At 42.6% G+C, this 22,996-nt stretch carries 18 protein-coding genes and 2 tRNA genes; 10 read left to right on the forward strand and 10 right to left on the reverse strand.

Annotation, left to right across the window (positions count from 1 at the left end; all coding sequences use genetic code 11):
* Positions 1 to 183: 183 nt before the first annotated feature.
* From GS399_RS16360 to GS399_RS16375, 4 genes are all read left to right on the forward strand, one after another.
* The gene (locus GS399_RS16360; RefSeq protein WP_237487972.1) at positions 184 to 2,811 is read left to right on the forward strand and encodes a carboxypeptidase-like regulatory domain-containing protein; all 2,628 of its coding nucleotides are present in this window, start codon (positions 184 to 186) and stop codon (positions 2,809 to 2,811) included.
* Between the two features lie 81 nt (positions 2,812 to 2,892).
* Positions 2,893 to 3,522, forward strand: a complete 630-nt coding sequence (locus GS399_RS16365; RefSeq protein WP_160845727.1) for a CatB-related O-acetyltransferase — start codon at positions 2,893 to 2,895, stop codon at positions 3,520 to 3,522.
* Between the two features lie 204 nt (positions 3,523 to 3,726).
* A complete protein-coding gene (locus GS399_RS16370; protein WP_160845728.1) occupies positions 3,727 to 8,583 on the forward strand; it encodes a lamin tail domain-containing protein in 4,857 nt (1,618 codons plus the stop codon).
* 11 nt (positions 8,584 to 8,594) lie between these two features.
* Entirely contained in the window at positions 8,595 to 9,494 is a 900-nt protein-coding gene (locus GS399_RS16375) for a PorP/SprF family type IX secretion system membrane protein (protein WP_160845729.1), read from the forward strand.
* Between the two features lie 26 nt (positions 9,495 to 9,520).
* On the opposite strand, the gene GS399_RS16380 is transcribed toward GS399_RS16375, so the two are convergent.
* The gene (locus tag GS399_RS16380) at positions 9,521 to 10,330 is read right to left on the reverse strand and encodes an alpha/beta fold hydrolase (RefSeq protein ID WP_160845730.1); all 810 of its coding nucleotides are present in this window, start codon (positions 10,328 to 10,330) and stop codon (positions 9,521 to 9,523) included.
* 175 nt (positions 10,331 to 10,505) lie between these two features.
* On the opposite strand from GS399_RS16380, the gene GS399_RS16385 reads away from it, so the two are divergent.
* The gene (locus GS399_RS16385; RefSeq protein WP_160845731.1) at positions 10,506 to 11,918 is read left to right on the forward strand and encodes an L-lactate permease; all 1,413 of its coding nucleotides are present in this window, start codon (positions 10,506 to 10,508) and stop codon (positions 11,916 to 11,918) included.
* A 77-nt stretch (positions 11,919 to 11,995) separates the two neighbouring features.
* Here GS399_RS16385 and GS399_RS16390 read toward each other — a convergent pair whose 3' ends face one another.
* Both GS399_RS16390 and GS399_RS16395 read right to left on the reverse strand, forming a co-directional pair.
* Complete coding sequence (locus GS399_RS16390) at positions 11,996 to 12,463, reverse strand: hypothetical protein (protein WP_160845732.1); 468 nt, start codon at positions 12,461 to 12,463, stop codon at positions 11,996 to 11,998.
* Between the two features lie 122 nt (positions 12,464 to 12,585).
* Positions 12,586 to 13,236 (reverse strand): ankyrin repeat domain-containing protein, encoded by a 651-nt coding sequence (locus GS399_RS16395; RefSeq protein ID WP_160845733.1) that lies wholly within the window; start codon positions 13,234 to 13,236, stop codon positions 12,586 to 12,588.
* A 217-nt stretch (positions 13,237 to 13,453) separates the two neighbouring features.
* On the opposite strand from GS399_RS16395, the gene GS399_RS16400 reads away from it, so the two are divergent.
* The 5 genes from GS399_RS16400 to GS399_RS16420 all read left to right on the forward strand — a co-directional run bounded on the left by GS399_RS16400 (position 13,454) and on the right by GS399_RS16420 (position 18,500).
* The gene (locus tag GS399_RS16400; protein ID WP_160845734.1) at positions 13,454 to 16,018 is read left to right on the forward strand and encodes an FtsK/SpoIIIE family DNA translocase; all 2,565 of its coding nucleotides are present in this window, start codon (positions 13,454 to 13,456) and stop codon (positions 16,016 to 16,018) included.
* Between the two features lie 22 nt (positions 16,019 to 16,040).
* On the forward strand, positions 16,041 to 16,691 hold the full coding sequence (gene lolA1, locus GS399_RS16405; protein WP_160845735.1) for an outer membrane lipoprotein periplasmic chaperone LolA1: 651 nt from the start codon (positions 16,041 to 16,043) through the stop codon (positions 16,689 to 16,691).
* Positions 16,692 to 16,791: 100 nt separating this feature from the next.
* Positions 16,792 to 17,067 carry a hypothetical protein gene (locus GS399_RS16410; protein WP_160845736.1) on the forward strand — a complete coding sequence of 92 codons (276 nt, stop codon included), beginning with the start codon at positions 16,792 to 16,794 and terminating at the stop codon, positions 17,065 to 17,067.
* A complete protein-coding gene (locus tag GS399_RS16415) occupies positions 17,064 to 17,825 on the forward strand; it encodes an MBL fold metallo-hydrolase (protein ID WP_160845737.1) in 762 nt (253 codons plus the stop codon). Before GS399_RS16410 ends, GS399_RS16415 begins: the two co-directional genes overlap by 4 nt.
* 81 nt (positions 17,826 to 17,906) lie before the next feature.
* Complete coding sequence (locus GS399_RS16420) at positions 17,907 to 18,500, forward strand: TMEM175 family protein (protein WP_160845738.1); 594 nt, start codon at positions 17,907 to 17,909, stop codon at positions 18,498 to 18,500.
* Here the strand turns inward: GS399_RS16420 and GS399_RS16425 are convergent.
* From GS399_RS16425 to GS399_RS16455, 7 genes are all read right to left on the reverse strand, one after another.
* Positions 18,493 to 18,792 carry a hypothetical protein gene (locus GS399_RS16425; RefSeq protein WP_160845739.1) on the reverse strand — a complete coding sequence of 100 codons (300 nt, stop codon included), beginning with the start codon at positions 18,790 to 18,792 and terminating at the stop codon, positions 18,493 to 18,495. The two genes, GS399_RS16420 and GS399_RS16425, sit on opposite strands and share 8 nt — an antisense overlap.
* A gap of 61 nt (positions 18,793 to 18,853) precedes the next feature.
* A complete protein-coding gene (locus tag GS399_RS16430) occupies positions 18,854 to 19,870 on the reverse strand; it encodes a WD40/YVTN/BNR-like repeat-containing protein (protein ID WP_237487973.1) in 1,017 nt (338 codons plus the stop codon).
* 4 nt (positions 19,871 to 19,874) lie between these two features.
* Positions 19,875 to 20,306: a DUF2147 domain-containing protein gene (locus GS399_RS16435; RefSeq protein WP_160845740.1), complete on the reverse strand. Its 432-nt coding sequence runs from the start codon at positions 20,304 to 20,306 to the stop codon at positions 19,875 to 19,877.
* Between the two features lie 230 nt (positions 20,307 to 20,536).
* Positions 20,537 to 20,620, reverse strand: a tRNA-Leu gene (locus GS399_RS16440).
* A 15-nt stretch (positions 20,621 to 20,635) separates the two neighbouring features.
* A tRNA-Leu gene (locus tag GS399_RS16445) sits at positions 20,636 to 20,721 on the reverse strand.
* A gap of 407 nt (positions 20,722 to 21,128) precedes the next feature.
* The gene (gene dnaJ, locus GS399_RS16450; RefSeq protein WP_160845741.1) at positions 21,129 to 22,286 is read right to left on the reverse strand and encodes a molecular chaperone DnaJ; all 1,158 of its coding nucleotides are present in this window, start codon (positions 22,284 to 22,286) and stop codon (positions 21,129 to 21,131) included.
* Positions 22,287 to 22,291: 5 nt separating this feature from the next.
* Positions 22,292 to 22,903 carry a nucleotide exchange factor GrpE gene (locus GS399_RS16455; protein ID WP_237487974.1) on the reverse strand — a complete coding sequence of 204 codons (612 nt, stop codon included), beginning with the start codon at positions 22,901 to 22,903 and terminating at the stop codon, positions 22,292 to 22,294.
* Between the last annotated feature and the right edge of the window lie 93 nt (positions 22,904 to 22,996).

Raw genomic sequence — 22,996 nt, forward strand, 5'->3', positions numbered from 1 at the left:
ATTGTGTTAAATGCGACTAACCATGTTGCTGTAAATACAATATCAATCTATATTTACCGCTTTCCGAAATTGAAATTCATGAGTCTCCTGAAAAGTTTTTACATAAGTGTTGTCCTTGTCCTATTAGTACTTTGTTCGTCTTCTTCCTTTGCTCAAACCGATAGCGTCAGTTTAACAACTATTATGGAGAAAACCGCGAAGCTGGTTAATGAGCGGCCGCTTGAAAAGGTTTATGTACATTTCGACAAGCCTTACTATGCCACCGGAGATACCATATGGTTTAAAGCTTATGTAACAATGGATCAGCATGTACCTTCCACTTTGAGCAAGGTTGTTAATGTGGAATTTATCAATAGCAACGATTCGTTGATGGCAAGTTTGAAGTTGCCGGTAAATAATAGTGTTGCTTATGGCAGCGTCGTGCTGGCACCGCTGCAATATAAACAGGGAAACTACCATGTAAGAGCTTACACTCAGTGGATGATGAACCATGAGGCTGACTATTTCTTCAATAAGACCGTAACAATCGGAAACGCGATGGAAAAGGATATTAACACATCCATATCTTATCATGGAAATATTAATGATAAAGCCTCAAAACCAGGAGCGAAAATCCAGTTTACCGATCCATCCGGACAACCGATCATAAATGGTAAAGTCGACTGGAATGTATATATCGATTATCAAAATAATTTTAAAGGGAAGGGGCAGACAGACGATAAGGGCTTTATCGATATACCGTTTACGGGAAAACGCCTGGAAGGTATACCCGAGGGAACACTAACTACCACCATTGAAACGAAAGATAAAAAGACACTGAATTCGAAGTTTGTTTTGAAAAGAGCTTTTGGAAAATATGACGTTCAATTTTTTCCGGAAGGCGGCGATCTCATCAGCGAAGTGCCGAAACAAGTAGCTTTTAAAGCGATAGGCGGTGACGGTAAAGGAGTTACCGTTAAAGGAAACGTTGTAGACAATGCAGGTAATAATGTCGCTGATTTTAGCAGCCAGCACTTAGGCATGGGGAAGTTTATCTTAAATCCTCAGCCAGGTAAAACATACAGGGCTAATGTGACTTTTAACGATGGCAGCAGCGCCAGTTATGATCTTCCAAAAGCAAAGGTTTCGGGGATTTCATTATCAATTGACAACAAAGAAGGGGAGAGTTTGCAGCTTAAAATATTTGCCAATACCGCGTTTTACCAGCTTAACCAAAATAAGAGTTTCTACATTATCGGACAGCAGCAAGGATTTATAACCTACGCGGCGCAAACGAAACTTCAGCAGCAGGTTTACTCCGCTGCGGTTCCGAAGGCTAAGTTTAAAAGCGGCATTGCTCAATTCACGCTGTTCTCGGCTGCGGGTGTTCCGCTTACCGAGCGTATTGTTTTCATTAGCCAACCGGATCAACTGGCCATCTCTTTAAAATCGGATAAACCAACATATCTTACCAGGCAAAAAGTTAAGCTTTCCGTGCTTGCGCAAAAACAAGCGGCTCCAGCTCAGGGGAATTTTTCCGTAGCGGTAATTGACGAAAGCAAAGTTCCTTATAACGAGGATTCCGAGACGACCATTTTAAGCCATTTACTGCTTACCTCCGACCTGAAAGGGTATATCGAAGATCCAAATTATTATTTCCACAAGCCTGATACAAAAAAAATAGCTGATTTGGATGTGTTGATGCTCACACAAGGTTATCGCCGTTTTTCTTACAGCGACGTGATTGCAGATAAATTACCCCCAATTTATTTTCTACCGGAACAAGGTATCGAGCTATCCGGAATTTTGCGTCAGTTTAACGGAATGCCCGTATTTAAAGCCGGTATTCGCTTAACCGTTCCCGACAAACACTTTTCAGCTGAAGCCCGTACCGACGCGGACGGGAATTTTAAGTTCGAAAATCTGTCATTTGCCGATTCATCAGAAGTAACAATAAGCGCCAGGAATAACGTTAATTCGAAGGCGATGCGGTTAACGATGAACGGGCAATCCTTTCCGGAGATTGCTCCTAACATGAATTATCCTGACGAAGTATTAAATATCGATACGGCGCTAGATACCTATCTTAAAAACAGCAGCAAGCAATATGCCTTTACGCGAATGCTTAAGGAGGTCCAGGTGACGGCAAAACAGGCTGTAAAAAAACCAAGTCACATGGATTATGGAGCATTAACGGGCCTAAGTCCGCAAGCGGATCATATCGTAAACGGAGAGCAGTTTGCGGGGTGCAACGTATTTATTCAGTGTTTACAAACCGCAGCGCTTGGGCTGACCTATAATGATAACAACTTTTACATAACCCGCGCTTATAATAACGGTAACAAAACGCCGGTACAGATTTACATGGGCGGTTTGGCCGTCGATATAAACGCGCTTTCCAGTGTTGTTCCTTCAGAAGTTGAGTCCGTTGAAATATTTTTGAACGATGGATTGAGCGGAATCAACCGGATGAGCAATACAAACGGTGTTCTGGTAGTAAACATGAAAGCTAAACCAAAAGGCAAAAAGATGTCGGCCGACGAATGGAAGAAGCTATTTCCGGATCAAAATGCGGTTACTTTTCAGCCTCAGGGCTATACATTGGCCAAGCAGTTTTATGTTCCGAAATATAGCGGGCCAAAAACGAGCTTGCAGGCAAACGATTATCGCAGTACCGTTTACTGGAATCCACAGGTAATTACCGATCAAACAGGTGCAGCATCAGTTGAGTTTTATAGCAGTGATGGTAAAGGAACTTATAAAGCTGTTATTGAGGGCATTGACAAGGATGGCAACATTGGCCGCAGCGTTTACCGTTTCAACGTCAAGTAATAATTCAATAACGCGTTTATTTTAATAAAATATCCGTCATTCCTGAGGCATTCATGCTAACTTGCATAAAACCTCAAGGCCATGATTGCACCGGATAAAAACTCGAGGTTCCCGCTGGAACATTATACAAGGCTTTGTTTTCTCAAAAACATCATTACTAATCCGAATATCATCGTAGGAGATTACACGTACTACGATGACTTTGAAGATGTCTACAATTTTGAACGGAACGTAAAATATCATTTCGAATTTATTGGCGATAAACTCATTATTGGAAAGTTCTGTATGATTGCCTCCGGAGTAACATTTATTATGAACGGTGCAAATCACCTTGCTAATGTTGTCTCCGCTTATCCATTTGCAATTTTCGGCAGCGGCTGGCAGGGAGCTATGGACGGCAAAAGTTATCCGGTGAAAGGTGATACGATTATAGGTAACGATGTATGGCTGGGCTATAACGTTACTATAATGCCGGGGGTAAATATCGGTGACGGCGCTATCATTGCGTCAAATTCTACGGTTACAAAAGATGTTGAGCCTTATTGTGTGATTGGAGGCAATCCGGCCCAAGAGATAAAAAAACGTTTCTCAGACCAAGCCATTGACGATCTTTTGCATATACAATGGTGGAATTGGGATATCGATAAAATCACAAGAAACGTCCATCTGTTGACGGATCATAATATTGAGGCTTTGAAAAATGCGGTTTAACTACAATCGCAATTCATTTATTCGGTTGACAGTCCAACATCTGGCATAATTTGCTATTCCAGCTTTAAAAGCCCTGTCTGAACATTTAGATTTATTGACTTCTTAGCTGTTATTTTTCATTATTTCAAATGTTGAAAAAACGGAATTGATTTAACAATAAATTAATCTGTAAAACTTTAAATTTATTGGCTTTTAAATCAGTATATGAAAAAACTTTTACTCATTTTCCTGTTTTTTGTAATTTCTGTTTGTTCAGTGCAGGCGCAAACAGTTGTAATCAGTGAAATATACGGTGCCGGCGGCAATGCTGGCGCGGTATTTACCAACGATTTCATCGAATTATACAACCCCACAAATGCTTCTATAAATTTGACAGGTTGGTCGGTTCAGTATGCCAGTGCTGCTGGAACGAGCTGGGCTACCATTCCACTCAATACCAGTATTGCAGCACATGGATTTTATCTGGTCCAAGGATCGGGAGGTGCTAATGGCGCAGCTTTGCCAGCAGCAGACGCGAGTGGTACAATAAACATGTCTGCCACAACCGGCAAAGTTGCACTGGTAAGCACCTTAACGGCTTTAAGCGGAGCGAGTCCTGTAAGTCCTACAATTGTTGATCTTGTCGGCTTTGGAGGTGCAACTTTTTATGAAGGAGCTGTGGCTCCAAGTCCAAGTTCGACAACATCAATTGAACGTAAAGCAAAAATTACGTCAACCACAACTACAATGACCGCTGGCGGAATCGACGAATTTTTGGGTAATGGTTATGACAGCAATAACAACGCCCAGGATTTTGTGACCGGTGCACCAAGGCCGCAAAATACAGCATCGCCAGCTGAATCAGCTGTTACAGCACCAATCCCATCAATTTCTGTAAACCCGACGTCTTTAACATTCACAGCTCAGTTGATAAACACGACTTCAGCCAGCCAGCAATATAATTTGTCTGCTGCAAATCTTGATGGCAGCGATGTTACAGTTACTGTTTCCGGTCCATATACAATTTCCAAAACTTCTGGTGGAGCGTTCGGTTCATCGCTGACGTTCTCTAGCGCAGACTTTGGAAACTTCCCGCTTTCCATTTATGTACAATTTAAGCCAATAGTAACCGGTGCAGCAACCGGAACAATTACACACGCTGGTGGCGGCGTTGCATCCGGGCCAACCGTTAGTTTAACAGGAACCGGAATTGCTGAACAATTAACGGCAAGTACAGCTTCCATTGATTTTGGGAGCCAGGACATTAATACAAATTCCGCTTCCAAACCATATATATTAAGCGGTACAAATCTAAGCGGTGATGTAAACGTAACCGTCCCGGCGCCTTTTTCGGTTTCGCGTGATAATACTTCTTTTACTAATTCTATCACGTATGGTGCTTCGGAATTCAGTTCACCGCAAACGGTTTATGTTCGTTTTTCGCCGGCGTCTACAGGAAATGCGTCCGGTGTAGTATCAAACACCAGTGTTAATGTCGCTAACATAGATATCCCATTAACCGGAATTGGAACGAGTTCGGCGCCTGCACCTAAAATTGTTATCAGTGAACTATACGGTGGCGGGGGGAACTCGGGAGCGGTTTATAAAAACGATTTCATCGAACTATATAACCCGACAACTTCAGCTGTCGACCTCACGGGCTGGTCTGTTCAATATACAAGTGCAGCCGGAACAGGTAACTGGACTGTAACGCCATTAAGCGGAACTATCGCGTCTAAAGGATACTTCCTGATCCAGGAGGCTAAAGGTACCGGTGGAACAACCGATTTACCAACTCCGGATATTACCGGAACTATCGCCATGGCAGGTACTGCCGGGAAAGTAATTTTGTCTAACAGTACAGTTGTATTAAGTGGTGCCAATCCAACCGGAAATTCGATAGTTGATAAAGTAGGATTTGGTCCGACTGCTACCGGGTTTGAAGGAACTGCGCCGACGGCTGTTTTAACGAATACAACATCTGCCGAACGTAAAGCAAACGCTGCCTCAACCGCAGCCAGCATGGCCTTTGGTGGTGCGGACGAGTTACTGGGAAATGGTTATGATACGGATGACAATGCATCCGATTTTGTGATCAGTCAGCCAAATCCACAAAATTCATCCCTGGCGGAACCTCCTGCGCCATCTAACAATCCCGTTTTAACAGCTTCTTCCACAAACCTGACGTTTGTCCAGGCAGTTAATACTACGTCGCTTTCTCAGAAGTATACCTTGTCTGCGGCTAACCTGGCCGGTCCGGTTTCCTTAAGTACAACGGCGCCGTTCAGTATTTCAAAGGATAATGCCAACTTTTCAACAACAGCAGAATTTACCGCAGCAGAACTTGCCACGACACAAACAGTATATATTCATTTTAGTCCGACCGTTGCTGGTACCAATACAGGAACGATTAGCCATACAAGTGCAAATGCGTCTCAATTAATTCTCAACCTCGTTGGAACGGGAATTGATCCCAATCAAACTAAATTTGCTTTTGAAAACTGCAGCACCAGCGGAAGCAGCGCTTTGTCGGATGGATTTTACCAGTACAGCGTTACCGGCGCTCAAAAGTGGGGATGTATCACAACTTTCGGGCATGATGCAAACGATGCTTCAGGGTCAGGCAGTGCTGGTAATGCCTTGCAGATTAATGGTTATTCCGGCGGAAACGTTCAAAATGAAGACTGGCTGATATCGCCGCCATTGCTCATTTCGTCCTTTACCTATCCAATACTATCTTACTGGACGCGTTCGGCCTTCAATGGCGACAAGCTTCAGCTTAAGGTTTCAACGAACTATTCGGGCAGCGGCGATCCTAAAAATGCCACCTGGACTGATGTTAATGGTAAATTTCCGGAACCGGCTTCTGATATATGGACTAAAACGGATAATATTGACCTTTCAGCATTTAAGTCATCACCAGTGTATGTGGCGTTCGTTTATAATTCCAGCACGACTTCCGCTTCCAGGTGGACGGTTGACGATTTCTCAGTTAGAAATTCTTCAACTCCGGCAGCAGTAGAGATAATAACTTCGACAGGTTCCGTTAATTTCGCTTACCAGGCGCCGGAAACATCTTCAGCAGCTCTCCCGATTAATTTTTCAGCGAGCAATTTAACAGCTGACGTGACGGTAAGCGCACCGCAATATTTCGGTATTTCTAAAACTATCGATGGTGTATACGGCAATTCGCTTAGCTATCCTGCTGCAGAGATCAATAACACATCACAGAGTTTCTACGCAAAGTTTAATCCGGTGGCAGCTGATAAGAATTATACCGGTAGCCTGACATTTTCAACTTCTGGAACAGCAAATAAGTCAATCAGCTTTTATGGAAATACGTTCAATGTTGACAATAGCCTGGAAGTTGTGAATTGGAATATCGAATGGTTCGGAAGTCCGGCTCAGGATCCATCCAATGATCAGTTGCAGGCAACAAATGTTAGCACTGTTGTAAATTCGCTCAAAGCGGATATTTACGGTTTTGCCGAGGTTGTGGATACAACTTTGTTTAAAACAAAAGTAATGCCTGCCGGCTACCAGGTTGTTTTTAGTGATTTTGGATCTTATGCAGATGATAAAAATGATCCAGACTATGCCTTGTCGCAAAAACTGGCTTTTATGTACAAGCCTGAAATTATTAAGCCTTTAGAGGTATTTGGTATATTGCGTAACACTTATTATCCGTCGAATCTCAGCAACAGCACCGATGGTTCACCGTTCAAAAACTGGTCGTCGGGCAGATTTCCTTTCGTGATGAAGGCGCAGGTAACCTTAAATGGTAAACAGGACACGGTTTACTTTATCGAGATTCATGCTAAGGCAAATACCGGTACGACAGCAGAACAAATCGATTCGTATAACCGCCGTAAAGGTGGGGCAAGGCAGCTAAAAGACTGGCTTGATGCTAACCTTGCGGGTAAAAAAGTGCTGATCATCGGAGATTTTAACGATGTACTGGATCCGGATAAAACTATTGCACCGCTTCCGGCCGGAACAGGAACATCTTATTCAGACTTTACAAACGACACAGCGAAATATGTACCGCTTACTTTGCCATTAAGTTTAGCCGGAAAACAATCGACAGCCGGCTTCAAAACAGTTATTGATAACGCGATTGCCAGCAAGAGCCTGAACGTAAATTATATTCCCGGATCAGCCGAAGTGCTTGATAATGTTAAAAATCTTGTAGCCAGTTACAGTACGACAACAACGGATCACTACCCAATTAAAACCCGCTATATTTTAAGTAATAGCGCTCCGACAATAAATAGGGTAGCCGATCAATCAGTATGTTACTCTAGCAACCCGCAAACCATCGAATTAAGCGGTATTTCGGCTGGTAACGATGCAAATCAGGCAGTGAGCCTATCAGTGACTGCTTCAAATAATGCCGCATTCGACGTATTGACCGTGCAGCCGGTATCATCCGGTAAGTCGGTTCTGACTTATCATTTCAAAAATAATTCGTCCGCCACTTCGCTGATCACGGTAACTGTAAGAGATAACGGCGGTACAGATTTTGGCGGAATCGATACTAAGACGATCAGTTTGAAGTTGACTGAGGTTCCTTTAGCTCAAGTAAACATAGTAGCGGATGCAACTACGGTCTCGAAAGGCGGTATCGTTAAACTGTCGGTACAGCAGCAAGCCGGCCAAACGTATCAGTGGACAGGAGCCGATATTCAAAGCGGGCAAGGCACAAATCAGCTTGTTATCCGCCCGAAAGAAACAGGTACATATAAAATAACAGCAACCAACAGTTTAGGATGTACCGTGGAGGCTTCGATTTCGATCACTGTGGTGAAAGACCATAAGTTCGATATCACAAATGTTCTTACTCCAAATGGGGATGGCCGTAACGATTTCTTCGTCATCAAGAATATCGACTATTACCCGGAAAATACCGTAAAGATTTTTGATCGGGCTGGTCGCCTTTTATATTCCCAAAAGGGATACAACAACACCTGGGATGGTACTTACAATGGCAGCCCGCTGGCCGAAGGGACATATTACTACATCATCGATATGGGCGCAAATGTTGGCATATTCAGGGGCTATATTAACATCATTCGCGATTAACATCACTTTAAATGAAAAGACTTATCAACCTATATAACCTGTTTTTGCTGATTGTTTTGTTAGCAATAGCCGGTCGCGTGCAGGCGCAGCTTTTGCCGCTTAACGCGCAATATTATCAAAATAAATATCTTTCAAATCCTGCATTTGCAGGTATAGACGCCGGTTACAGTATCAACGGAAGTTTCCGGAAACAATGGAGCAATATTCCGGGATCACCAATCACTCAGGCCGTGACCTTTGATGCGCAGGCTGGGAAAACCGGTTGGGGAATTAATTTCTTTAATGAAAAATCGGGCGGATTGCAGCGCACAAAGGCTGTGGCAACATATGCCTATCATTTACCCTTAGGCGACAATGACCAGAAATTGAATTTCGGATTATCGGTGGGGGCGCTTCGCGACCACCTGGATATGGATGATGTTAACGACCCGAATGATCCGTCAGTCGCTCGTTTCAATGATCGGGGCACCGTTGTCGATGCAGATTTCGGTCTGGCGTATACTGATAAAAATCTTTCGGTGGAGGCTGCTTTGCCGAATATGCGCATGCTTTTTGACAGGGAAGATGATGAGCGTTATTATTCAGACAGGCCAACATTTTATTCAGCAGTAGGCTATAAGTTCACTTTCGGTGAAGCTATGAATGCAATCGGCGTTGAACCCAAAGTCGCTTATCGCGGTGTAAAAAACTTTGACGATCTCTGGGATGCCGGCGTAAATGTGAGCCTGGTAAATAACAAAGTATTTTTAATGGGAATGTACCATAACACAGAAAACGCAACCTTCGGATTTGGTATGAACTTTAAATCTACGCTATCCGTTATGGGTTTTTACGACACCAATACATCCGAGTTGAACGGTTATTCGAATGGTAATTTCGAGGTGAGCCTGCGGGTAAATCTTAAAAAATAAAAAAGCGATAACGCAAAGCCGGCTAACTACGGCTTTGCGTTATTTTCGTTTAAAAAGTTATTGATGATTTTAAGTGTTGCGCTGATCAAATCATCATTTTCAGCACTTAATATCTCGCCAATATATTCACCGTGTACACCAGGGATGATTGCCAGCCTTGAACCCGCAATTAGTCTGTGCAGTTCAAGCGAATGCTCGATTGTAGTTACGTCCCGGTCGCCGTTAATAATTAAGGTGGGGCAAACAATTGCCTTAATTTGTTCGTCAGACCAGTCTTCAAACGCCAGCATGCGGTCACGGTCGCGTTCAAAACTAATTTGCAGTTTATCCTCATCAGGATTTACCGCCAGGAATGCATCTTTTAGCTGTTGGGGCATATCAGCCAATGTTACATGTGCCATTCCCTCAAAAAAACTTTGAATAAGCCCATCGCGTTTGCATGTGGCGGCAATAGCGATCAGTTTTTCAACGAGCTCCGGAAATCGTAAGGCAATCTGCATAGCGGTTGTTCCACCATTGCTAAAGCCCAGGAAATTAGCCTTGCTGACACCAATATGTTTTAATAGACCAGCAACATCATCGGCATCCTGTTCAAACGTTTGAGGAAAGTCTCTAAAACCTGACCGTCCGTGGTTTTGCAGGTCAAGTGTAATAACCTGCCACTTTTCTGCCAGCCTGGAAAGTATTCGTCCGAATGAGCATTCAATAGTTGAACCGCCGCCAGGGATCAAAACTAATGGCTCACCACGGCCGTAAATTTCGTAATATAAATCTACGCCATTTACCAGCGCGTGACCTTTAAATTGAGCGCTTTCTGAATTTGAAATATCGGCCATAGCTATCGCTTTTAAAGAATGATTAAATTACGTTCTTTCTCTTAGATCGCAAACTGCTCTGATTTTTTGCTATCGCTGGGGTTTTCTTCGCCACTAGTTCGTATCTTGTTTGCACATCTGATTCGCCAACTCTCATGTAAACCTACATCCAATTTAACTAATATCTATTGAGATTATGGCGGTAATATTGGGGTTACTTTTTTTGCTTTTTGGAACGTTTGTTTTAAAAAGCATACGTATTGGCGCGTCAGCAGGGATCGTTATACAGATTTTGTTTGCCTTGTTGAATAACAGTTGGTCGGCGGTCCAGACAAACGCGCTTCTAAATGGCCTGATCATCTCTGTGGAACTAAGTCTGTTGCTTTTTGGAGCAATAACTTTTTATGAATTTTTAAAGTTAAATAACAGGCTTGAGTTTTTGTACCGGTTTGTAAATACAAGTCCAAGCAGACCATTCTTATTGATTTCCTTTTGCTTTTTTCTGGGCAGTTTTTTTGAGGGTATAGCAGGATTCGGTATTCCGGCCATGCTGCTCATTCCATTACTTGTTAACGCTGGCTTTAAACCGCTGACGGCCATAGTGTGTGGCTTGTGCGGAAGCTTTATGGCCGTTTGTTTTGGCGCATTGGGTACCCCGATGATTTTTGGAATGAATATTACTCAGCCGGGGCCAACAGTCACACTAGTTCTCTTGCTTTACAGTCCAGTTACTGTACTGCTTCCTTTTTTACTTACGTGGTTGTATGGAAAGATAGAAAGTGTTGATGTAAACTGGCGAAAAGAAGTGATTAAGCTGTTTGGTGCAGGATTGATCTATTTCGGGATCTTTTTTGTTACGAGCAGATTTACTGTAGAGTACCCATCCGTATTTGCCGGGTCAGTTGGCATGATTGTTTTTATGATCGTTTTTAATGCAAATGCAAGATTGTACGGGTTTATGTTTTGGATCAAATCATTTGGTCCTTATTTGTGCCTGGTGGTCTTGTTACTGCTTGGAAAACCATTGCTTAATCAATATGCAATCGTCTTTTCACCAAGCTTGCGTACTATTTCAATATATCAGCCGGGATTGTTTTTTCTCATGGCAATACTTTTTATTACGCTTTATTTCCATGTTGCAGGAAAGCAATACACATTAATTGATGCCTATAAAATATCAGCAAAGCGCGTACCTGCTACGGCGTTGACTATTTTAATGATTGTTGCATTTTCGCAGTTAATCCGGGAGGAATTGCTTCAGATATTGGGAAACTTTCTTAAGGAACAGACTTTAGTGGTAAAGCCTTTTTTCTATTTGCTGGCTGGTACCGCCGGTGCCTTTATCACGGGAAGTGCAACTATGTCGAACCTTCTGTTGCATGGCCTTCTAGCTGCCGCTGGGTCTTACATGACCTTATATAGCGCTATGCTTATTTCCGGTTCAGCTGTCGGGAACGTAATTTCTCTGCAAAACATCGTAATGGCTAAATCGGTATTGGTTAATCCGCCGTCTGAAAGAATCGTGTTGAAATTTAATGCTGTTGTACTGATTGCAAGTTTGTGTTGTATCGCCTTGCTGGTATTTTTCTGCCGGGACTTGTCAATGTAGCGAAGCCGAAATAACTTGCGACTAGTGGGCTCCTGCGCAAATGTATGTTTCGACTCCGCTAAATGACGAATTGTTAACTAGTGGCGTCCGTGTCCATGCCCGTGACCGCCGCCCCCGTGATTTTTATAATGTCCGTAAGCGTGTCCGTTATTGTAATGCTTCGGGGCATAATAATAATTTGCCGAGCGATAATAATTAGATCGAGCTGGTGTATATCTCGACCGGTAATATGAGTGATTCATATAAGGGCGGGCACTATGTACCGCAACACGGCGGGTATTGTAATAATTATATCGTCGATATGCGCCTGGAAGATAAGCGGCATGTACCCATGCCCCTCTATTGTAATAATAATAGCGTCGGGCTGGTACGTAATAATAAGCTTGTACTTCTGGTAAATAATAGTAATCAACCGGAGCTGGAGCTGCATATGTCGGAGCACCTGCGTGAATATTCAAATCCACGCTAACTTGTGCTTTCGCTGAGTTGAAACTACAAATTGCGACTATAATTGCTGTTGCGGATATAATAAATGGCTTTTTCATAAATGATAATTAGGTAGTAACAATCTTTTTCAATTAAACAAAAGACGTTCCCACTATGCAATTTATTATGCATGCAGAGTAACAAGTTTGTCACGAAGCGTTGAAAGTGGAGTAAAAAGGTATTATTCCGTCAAGATTTTGGCAATATCCTTAAAGCCTTTTTCGAAAGCCATATCGGCTGGTGTTCGTCCGTCTTCCATATGTACGGATATATTTGCTCCGGCTTCGAGCAGTAGAATGAGAATCTCAATGTTGCCATGCTGGGCAGCAGCGTGAAGCGGTGTTGCTCCCGAACGTTGCGCAACATTTACATCGGCGCCGGCTTCCAGAAGGATTTTTGTTATATCGATATTATTGGCGGCCACGGCAGAATGAATAGGGAAGACCTGGAAGCCATTTTGAGACGGCATGTTTACATCCGCGCCCTTTAGCAGCAGATAACGCGCTATGTCTTCATGTCCAAAATAAGCAGCGAAACCAAGCGGCGTGAAGCCGTCTTCCGAGTAAGTGTTGATTAATTCAGGCGTGTTAAAAACATAATTTGCGACACTGTCAAACTTACCTACAGCCGCCGCTTCATAAAAATCTGGCTCTTGGACGTAGTTAAGAATAAGCTGGGAAATTTCAGGCTTTTTATAATAACACGAAAGCAATAAAGGAGATACGTTGTGGCTGGTTTGACTGCTTGCGAGGGCCGGTTGTTCATCCAATAAGGTTTTTAATCCTTCTACGTTTCCCGACTCAATGTAATCTTCAAGCAAATCCAGGCTCATAGGATAAATGTGTGCTAATTATAGCTCAATTATAATAAAAAACTCCCAAACCTTAGCGATTTGGGAGCAATCAAAATAAACTAAACTATTATAACCTGAATATTGGATGTAAATCCTTGTTATAGGTTTAACTGCACGCCGATAATTTTTGAGTTTGATGCACAGCCGCTGTAAGTATTATCCATTATATTTGTGGGATTAAAGCTTCCACATTCTAATGCCTATAAAAGGAAACCAGTTTAAATCGAATACATTCCGTGACGAGCCTGCAAAAAAGGCCAGCCGTGAGCGTACAGTTAAAGAAAAGACAGAGATATTTCCGAAACTGAATTTTAATAACGACCGCGCCATTAAGATCGTCGGATTGTTTTTTCTTATTGTATCGATATATTTTCTGGTGGCTTTTACATCCTATCTTTTCACATGGAAAGAGGATCAGAGCTATGTGCTTGACAGCAATGGCGGATGGGCAAATCTGTTTAAAACACGCCAGGAATTAGAAGACGATGGTATGGCAAATCCGGTTGTTCAAAACTGGCTTGGCAAATTCGGAGCTCTGCTTTCTCATCAGTTTATTTATGAGTGGTTCGGTGTTGCTTCGTTTATCTTCATCGGAGTGTTTTTTATCATTGGCTATAGGATGCTGTTTAAAGTCCGCTTATACTCCGCGGTAAAAACGTTGGGCTATTCATTTTTCCTGCTGCTGTTTATTTCTTTAGGCCTCGGATTTTTACATAGTTTTTTTGCCGACACGCCTCATTTCCTGGAAGGTGAGATTGGATTTTGGAGCAACAGATTGTTGCAGGCGCAGATAGGAGACGCCGGAATTGCAGGTTTACTTGTGTTTGCAGGCTTAAGCGCCCTTATCGTCGCATACAATATCGATTTTAAAATCCCTGAACGTAAGAAAATGGTCGAGCCATCTTTTGAAACCGAAGAGGAAGACATCGAGATCGAAGATGATTTTAAATCAAAACCGGTTGAGTTTCCATTGCCCGGCAGACGTTATGGCAATGTGCCTCTTGAAACGGAAGTAGTTTCAGCTCCTACACCAAGTGCCGAACGTCCGGTAAATCAACTGCAGCAGGAACGTTTGGTTCCGCCGGTTTTAGTAGAGGATGGCCCGTTAGAACTAGTGGTTCCAAACAGGAGCATCGCCTTTGAAACCGTAGTAACAAACTTGCCGAAGCCAGAACCGGAGCTCACAATTGAGAAGACAGAGGAAGAAAAGAAAGCCAATTCGCTGGTTGAACAATTCGGCGAGTATGACCCGAAATTAGATCTGGGTGGTTATCGTAATCCGCCGCTGGATTTGCTGGAAAATTACGGATCAAACAAGATCGCGGTAAACCCGGAAGAACTTGAGGCGAATAAAAATAAGATCGTTGAAACGCTGAATCATTATAATATCGAAATTGATAAGATTAAGGCAACGATCGGCCCGACAGTGACGCTTTACGAAATCATTCCTGCGCCCGGTGTGCGAATATCCAAGATCAAAAACCTCGAAGATGATATCGCTCTCAGTCTGGCGGCCTTAGGAATTCGTATCATTGCGCCAATGCCCGGAAAAGGTACCATTGGTATCGAAGTTCCTAATCAGCATCCAGAAATGGTAGCAATGCGCTCTGTATTGGCTACAGATAAATTCCAGAATACCACGATGGACCTTCCTATCGCTTTAGGGAAAACCATCTCTAACGAAGTATATATCGGTGATCTGGCCAAGATGCCCCATTTACTTGTAGCAGGTGCTACCGGGCAGGGAAAATCAGTCGGCATTAACTCGATACTTGTTTCACTGCTTTATAAAAAACATCCGGCCGAACTTAAGTTTGTACTGGTAGATCCGAAGAAGGTTGAGTTGACCTTGTTCAGAAAAATCGAACGCCATTTTCTTGCAAAGTTACCGGGCGAGGCAGACGCGATCATCACAGACACCAAGAAGGTTATTAATACGCTGAATTCATTGTGTATTGAAATGGATCAGCGGTATGATCTGTTGAAAAACGGCCAGGTACGTAATCTGAAAGAGTACAACCATAAGTTTGTGCAGCGTAAATTGAATCCCGAAAATGGTCATAAATTTATGCCTTTTATCGTGCTGATTATTGATGAGTTCGCTGATTTAATGATGACCGCCGGTAAGGAGGTTGAAACGCCAATCGCCCGTTTAGCTCAGCTGGCACGCGCCGTCGGGATTCACCTCGTTATTGCAACGCAGCGCCCTTCGGTAAATATTATTACGGGAACAATCAAGGCGAACTTCCCGGCGAGGCTTGCTTTCCGTGTGTTATCAAAAATCGACAGCCGGACGATCCTTGATTCAGGCGGTGCCGATCAACTGATTGGCCGCGGAGACATGCTGCTTTCTACGGGTAGTGATCTTATCCGTTTGCAGTGCGCGTTCGTGGATACTCCGGAGGTAGAACGTATTTCCGATTTTATCGGCGATCAGCGTGGTTATCCTTCGGCGTTTGAACTTCCTGAATACATTGATGAAAGCGGCGAGGGTGGAAGTATCAAGGATTTTGACCCTTCAGACCGGGACGCGTTATTTGAAGATGCCGCACGGCTTATTGTTTTACATCAGCAGGGATCGACATCGCTTATCCAGCGGAAATTAAAATTGGGGTATAACCGCGCGGGCCGTATTATTGATCAGCTTGAAGCTGCCGGAGTAGTTGGTCCTTTTGAAGGAAGTAAAGCGAGGGAAGTGTTGTTGCCGGACGAATATTCGTTGGAACAGTTTTTGGACAACTTAAATAAGAAAGATCAATAACGATTTAGAAGATAAGACACCTATGAAGAGATTTTCGACTGTTGCTTTGCTTATTTCCGTATTCGCTGCCCAATTACAAGCTCAAACCGATACCAAAGCAAAAGCCATTTTAGACCAGGTAGCAAAAAAATACAGCACGACCAACATAAGTAAATCTGGCTTTACTTACACGATTGAGGATCCGGATACAAAAGCGAAGCAAGTACAATCGGGTACATTATATGTTAAAGCCCGCACCAATAAATTTAAATTGGTATTAAAGGATCAGGAAATGATCTCAGATGGCAAAACACAGTGGACTTACCTGAAGGAAGAAAAAGAAGTCCAGGTAAACAATTCGCCTGCAGACAACAGTCAGTTCAACCCGGCTCAACTTTTCAATATGTATCAGAAAGGTTATAAATATGTTTATCCTGGCGACAGTAAGGTGAATGGGAAAATATGCAATGTAATCGAACTGGCACCACTTGACACGAAGGGTTCTGTTTTTAAAATTCGGTTAAGTATTGATAAAGCGACAAAAAGCCTGGTTAATGCGTTGATTTTCGATCGTAATGGCAATCGATATACCTATGCTATAACTTCGTTTGTTCCTGGCATTAAAGTTTCTGAGTCAATTTTCACATTTGACAAATCGAAATATCCAGGTGTTGAAGTTGTGGATTTGCGATAGATAAGGTTTGCTTCTTTAATGGAGATTATGCATTTATGAATGCCCTTTTCTAAAAGCCAACTCATATTTTTACGCTGGTTTAAACTTCAATTGTCTTGAGATGAATTTATCTTACACACAGCATACATTGGATAAACTCGAGAACCTGTTAAAAGTGATGGGTTATAAAGTTCGTTATGAGAAAGGGAATTTTAAAACCGGTTCGTGTACACTAGATAGCAGTAAAATCATTGTTATAAACAAATTTTCAAATACAGAGAGCCGCATAAATGCGCTTGCTGAGCTACTACAAACGATACAAGCCGACGAAAGTTTACTGGATGAAAAGCAGAAACTGTTCCTCTATAATTTAAAACAAACAACGCTGGAGCTTTGAAGATAACTTTTTTAGGAACAGGAACTTCGCAGGGCGTGCCTGTAATAGCCTGCGATTGCCCGGTTTGTACTTCACCCGATCTAATGGATAAACGTTTACGCGTGTCGGTTTTGATTGAGGTACAAGGAAAAGTCTTTGTAATTGATTCGGGACCTGATTTTAGATACCAGATGCTGCGCGCCGGAGTAAAGCATCTTGACGCGATTTTATTTACCCACGAACATAAAGATCATATAGCGGGACTGGATGATGTCAGGGCGTTTAACTACAGGCAGCAACGTGCGATGGATATTTACGCCAGCAAGCGTGTCCAGGAATCGCTGGTCAGGGAGTTTTATTACGCTTTTTCTGAAAAAAAGTATCCGGGTGTACCGCTCATTAACCTGCATGAAATTCATAACGAACCTTTCCAAATCCAGGGGGTCGAAATCATCCCGATTGAGGTAATGCATTATAAACTGCCGGTTCTAGGTTTTCGAATTGGGAATTTTACATATATCACGGATGCTAAAACTGTCTCGGAGGCCGAAAAGGAAAAGATAAGAGGGTCTCAAGTTCTAGTCATAAACGCCCTACAAAAAGATACACATATTTCGCATTTTACGCTGCAGGAAGCGATTGATTTTGCTCAGGAAATGAAGGTGCCGAAAACGTATTTCACCCACATCAGCCATAAGATGGGAAAGCATTCGGAGATCGAACCATTACTACCTGATGGTATTCAGTTAGCCTATGATGGCTTAATACTTTCACTGTAATAGATGCGTTTGGGTTGATGATTCTGTTTGAATCATTGTTTTGATTCTCGAAATAGCTATATTCAAATCATCATAAACTATATGCACAAAGGACGATTAGAAGCTTTCAGTGATGGTGTGTTTGCAATTATCATTACCATCATGGTATTGGAAATTAAAACACCACATGGGACCAGTATTAGCGATTTGAAACCTGTGCTGCCGGTTTTACTGAGTTATTTATTAAGCTTTGTTTACGTAGGGATTTACTGGAACAATCACCACCACATGTTGTATACCACAAAAAAAGTAAACGGTTCCGTATTGTGGGCCAATTTACATTTGCTTTTTTGGTTGTCGCTGATCCCCTTCGTTACGGCCTGGATGGATGAAAATCATTTCGCTTCAGCACCGGTTGCATTGTACGGCTTCGTTTTGTTTATGAATGCAATGGCCTGGTTAATTTTGCAGAAACGGCTTATCTGTGTCGAAGGCAACACGTCGTTATTGGCGTTGGCTATTGGGAAGTCGGTAAAGGAAAAAATATCGCCAATATTGTATTTTATTGGCATTGCCGTCGCCTTTTTTAACCCCTGGATCTCGATATTGTTATATATCGTGGTAGCTTTGATCTGGTTAATTCCTGATTTGCGAATTGAACATTCTTTAAACAAAGACAGCCAGCAGGCTAATTAGCAGTTCTGGGATCTTCGGCGTAGATTTCCATCTCGGGATTGTCAATGTATCGGGCGTACCAGCGGATGGCCTCAATAACTAAACCCGGGTCTTCCATGTCATAATCACATGTTTCGAAAGCAAGAGTTTCTTTATGGTTTTGTGTATAAAACTGCAATTCATTAGGATTCGGTTCGAAATGTTCAATATCCAGGCAGTAAACATAAACCTTCAGGGTTCCGCCACGATGATAAATAATATTGCGGCAATCATTATCCGGATCCTTGGCTAATAAAAAAACGTCGCGTTTCATAGTCCTTATAACAAAAAGAACTCCCAAAAAGTTAGCGCCATTTTCATAATTATTTTAGAGATTAAAAATTAAGTAATCTGGCGATAGTTCCAACACCTCCGGCAAGTAAAACCAGGTTGCCCGATTTCGCCTTACGAACGCAATTAAAGCCTGTTTTTGAAATATTTTTCCAAGTTTTACCGCCTGTGGACGAAATATCGGTTCCGGAAGTACCGGTACAAATTAATACACTTTTTGATAGGTACTCTACGGCCGAGCGATATCCGAAAGTATTTTCTGCCGGCTGATTCCATGACAGTCCGCCATCGTAAGTTATAAATGAGTTTTTAGTACGCACTGTATCTTTACGGTAGTCGCCGCCAACAACATATCCAGTTTTGATATCATAAAATGCGATTGAAAAAGGCCCGGTGCTGTTCGCGCCATGTATTATCGGGCAGTTATATGCTTTCCAGTTCTTTCCGAAATTATCGGAAATAAATACTCGCGATTGCTTGCCTCCGGTAGCAATCCAGGTTTTTCCATTTTTCATCGTTCTGATAGATGTGCCGCTGGCTGCAAAACCGGCCTCACCATCTTCCAGTTTAATCTTAAGATTGTCGGTGCAATTCTTCCAGCTATCACCAGCGTCATCCGTTGTTAGTAGCTGCATCTTAGAAGTAATTGGGTCTCCGAAAATTATTCCCTGCCTGGCGTTATAAAAGTCCATTCCGTCGAGAAATATTTCGGGATCATTATTTCTATAAGTTTCACGCCAGGTCAGGCCGCCATCGCCAGTTTTCAGAATAACAGCCGGTGAGCCTGCGCTTACAATAACCGCTTGTTTTTCGCTAAGCACCTCAATATCCCTGAAATCGATGTTTTCATAACCCTTTAACTGCTGCCAGTGCCACGTTTTTGCCCCGTCCGTTGTAGACGCTACCCAGCCATTACTGCCGCTAACCCATGCAACCTGGTTATTAAGTATGGATAATCCTCTCAGGCTGGTTGATTTTCCTGATTCTACAATGTTAATCTGCTGGCCATATAAAAAAATTGCTGGCAGGAAAAATGCCAGCAATAGTGTAAAGCGTTTCATTTAATTAAGATTGAACCCGTGACCAAATTTCAGTTCTGCCTAATAATGAAATTCCGATATAACCCCTGATATTGAGCTTGTTATCTTTAATCGTCATTTTGCAGCTGTAGGTCTTGCCAGATTTCGGATCATATACAGTTCCGTCTTCGTAAGTTCCGTCCTCAAAAGCGAAATCTTTAAGGATCTCCAGTCCTAATACCGGCCTTGATCTCAATTTGGTATCAGGATTATACACATCATGTTTCGGATTTCCTTTATCATCATTCGGCTCCTTTAGCCAAATGAGCTTACCAAAATATTTATCTCCCTTTTTGAAAATCTGAATCTGGCCGTTGCCATGCTGGCTCAGCCATTTTCCAACAATCGCGTCTTTACCCTGTGAAAACGCTGAAATAGTTAATAGAACACAAATAATACTTACAAATACTCTCTTCATATAATCGATTAGTTTAATGCTAAAAGTAATATTATAAACGATAAATGCACTGGAAAAGTTTATTTACTGAACCATTGTGGAATCGCGATAATCACCTTTGCTTTATATGATTTAAAAACAGAAGGATAGTTTAACAGGCAATTACAAGAAATGGGGGAGTTGACGGTTGGTTGACATATATTGAATTTAGTCTATCAACAAAAAAAGCCCGGCTGATGAGCCAGGCTTTGTGCCCGAGGAGAGACTCGAACTCTCAAGAGACAATTCTCAACGGCTTCTGAGACCGCAACGTTTACCAATTTCGCCACCCGGGCAGGTGTTTAATTGTTTGGTACCCAGGAGCAGATTCGAACTGCCACGCCCGTAAGGCGCCACCCCCTCAAGATGGTGCGTCTACCAATTTCGCCACCTGGGTTTAAGGACTGCAAATATAGGTTTTCGAAGTATAAGTGGAAATAGAATTTAAAGAAATTGAAGATTCCTCACAAATTTTTATTTAGTAAAAATCGTTGTAAACCAGCCTTGGGATACAATTTGGATTAGATTCGACGGTTGTATTATTAAGCCAAGTGTAATAATTTGAAAATGAACGGTTCTGATATTATTTGCCGCTAGTCCGGCTGTTCGCTAAACTCCTCACTCCGACACACAAGCATCGCTTCGTTACGGGGTACCGCTTCCATCCGGTTTAAAATGAAAGGGCATCGCACTGAATCCTGCGTGTCGCTAAGAAATTGATAAGCTTACGAAGATCTCAGTGGATAAAATAAAAAAGGCTCAGCAATTATCATCACTGAGCCCTTTTATAAGATTATGTTTTGCTTACTCGAAGTATTCCTTCATGCGTTCGAAAAAGCTTTTTTCATTTTTACCGGGTTGTGGCTTAAAGTTTGGCGATTCCTGCAGTTTTTCCAGAAGATCACGTTCATCTTTTGATAAGGCTTTCGGCGTCCAGATATTTACGTAGACAAGCTGGTCGCCACGGTGATAGGAATTCACTTCCGGTACACCTTTACCTTTTAAACGGAGGATTTTTCCTCCCTGGGTTCCCGGTTCAATTTTGATCTTAGCTTTCCCGTCGATAGTAGGAACTTCAACGCTTGAGCCCAGGGCTGCATCGGCAAAGTTTATATGCAAGTCATAAACCACGTTGCTGCCTTCACGTTTCAGAGTTTCATGCGGAATCTCTTCAATTAGAATGATAAGATCTCCGGGAACACCGCCTCGTGGAGCTGCGTTGCCTTTACCGCTCATTGAGAGCTGCATGCCTTCGCTTACACCGGCCGGAATATTTATCGTGATCGTTTCCTCACCACGAACAATGCCATCGCCATGACAAGTATTACATTTATTTGTTACCGTTGTACCCTCGCCATTACAGGTAGGGCAGGTGCTGGTTGTTTGCATCTGTCCCAGGATGGTATTGGTTACCCGGCGAACGCTGCCACTGCCACCGCAGGTTTGGCAGGTATGGAATGATGATTTATCTTTTGCTCCGGTGCCATCGCAGGTTTGACAAACTACCTGCTTGTTAACCTTGATCTTTTTCTCTGCACCTTTGGCTATTTCCTCAAGAGTGAGTTTTACCTTGATCCGTAAATTGGTTCCGCGCGCAACGCGACGCCCGCCTCCGCGTGACTGTCCGCCACCGAAGAAGCTATCGAACGGGCTGCCGCCGCCTCCGAAAATATCACCAAACTGGCTGAATATGTCGTCCATATTCATGCCGCCGCCACCATAACCACCGGCACCTGCAGCGTTTGCTGCATGTCCGAACTGATCGTAGCGTTGTTTTTTCTCAGCGTTACTAAGTACTTCGTAAGCCTCAGCTGCTTCTTTAAACTGCTCTTCGGCTGCTTTATCTCCGGGATTTTTATCGGGGTGATATTTAATAGCAAGCTTGCGATAAGCTTTCTTTATTTCATCGGCTCCGGCGCTTTTCGAAACTCCTAATACGTCGTAATAATCTCTCTTTGCCATCTTAATTATGCCCCAACAATTACTTTTGCGAAGCGGATAACCTTGTCATTTAAATAATATCCTTTTTCAGCCTCATCAATCACCTTGCCTTTTAAATCTTCCGAAGGGGCGGGGATATTGGTTATCGCCTCGTGCAGATCAGCATCAAAAGTTTCTCCGATTGCCTGCATTTCTTTTAAACCTTTTTGCTGTAAGGTATTTTTAAGCTTCTGATAAATCAGGTATATTCCTTCGCGAATGCTTGACGTGTCGTCAGTTTTATCAAGTGATTTTAAAGCGCGCTCAAAATCATCCAAAACAGGTAGCAACGAAACTACCACATCTTTTCCCGCTGTTTGAAGTAAATCAACGCGTTCTTTACTGGTACGGCGTTTATAATTGTCAAATTCCGCGTAAAGTCTCAGGTACTTGTTATTGGCCTCAACATTTTCAGCTTTGAGTTTTTCCAATTCTTCTGAAACTTCAAAATCCTGCGTGTCATTCTTATGATTTTGACGTGATTGATTCACTTGTTCAATTTCTTCCGCTATCGTGTCATGAGCATTATTCTGCCCGGCATCCACCGGTTGCTCCTCCGATGAGTCTTTCTTTTTTTTCAGCATATCTGAGAAATTCATAGTCACTACCCAATGACAAATTTTTTGCCAAGTGCAAAAAGGCGTCAAGCTGGCAGGTTAGAAATAAATTAAAAGTCAAAAAAACAGATTTGT

This window comes from Hufsiella arboris (assembly GCF_009834875.1).
Classification (GTDB): domain Bacteria; phylum Bacteroidota; class Bacteroidia; order Sphingobacteriales; family Sphingobacteriaceae; genus Hufsiella_A; species Hufsiella_A arboris.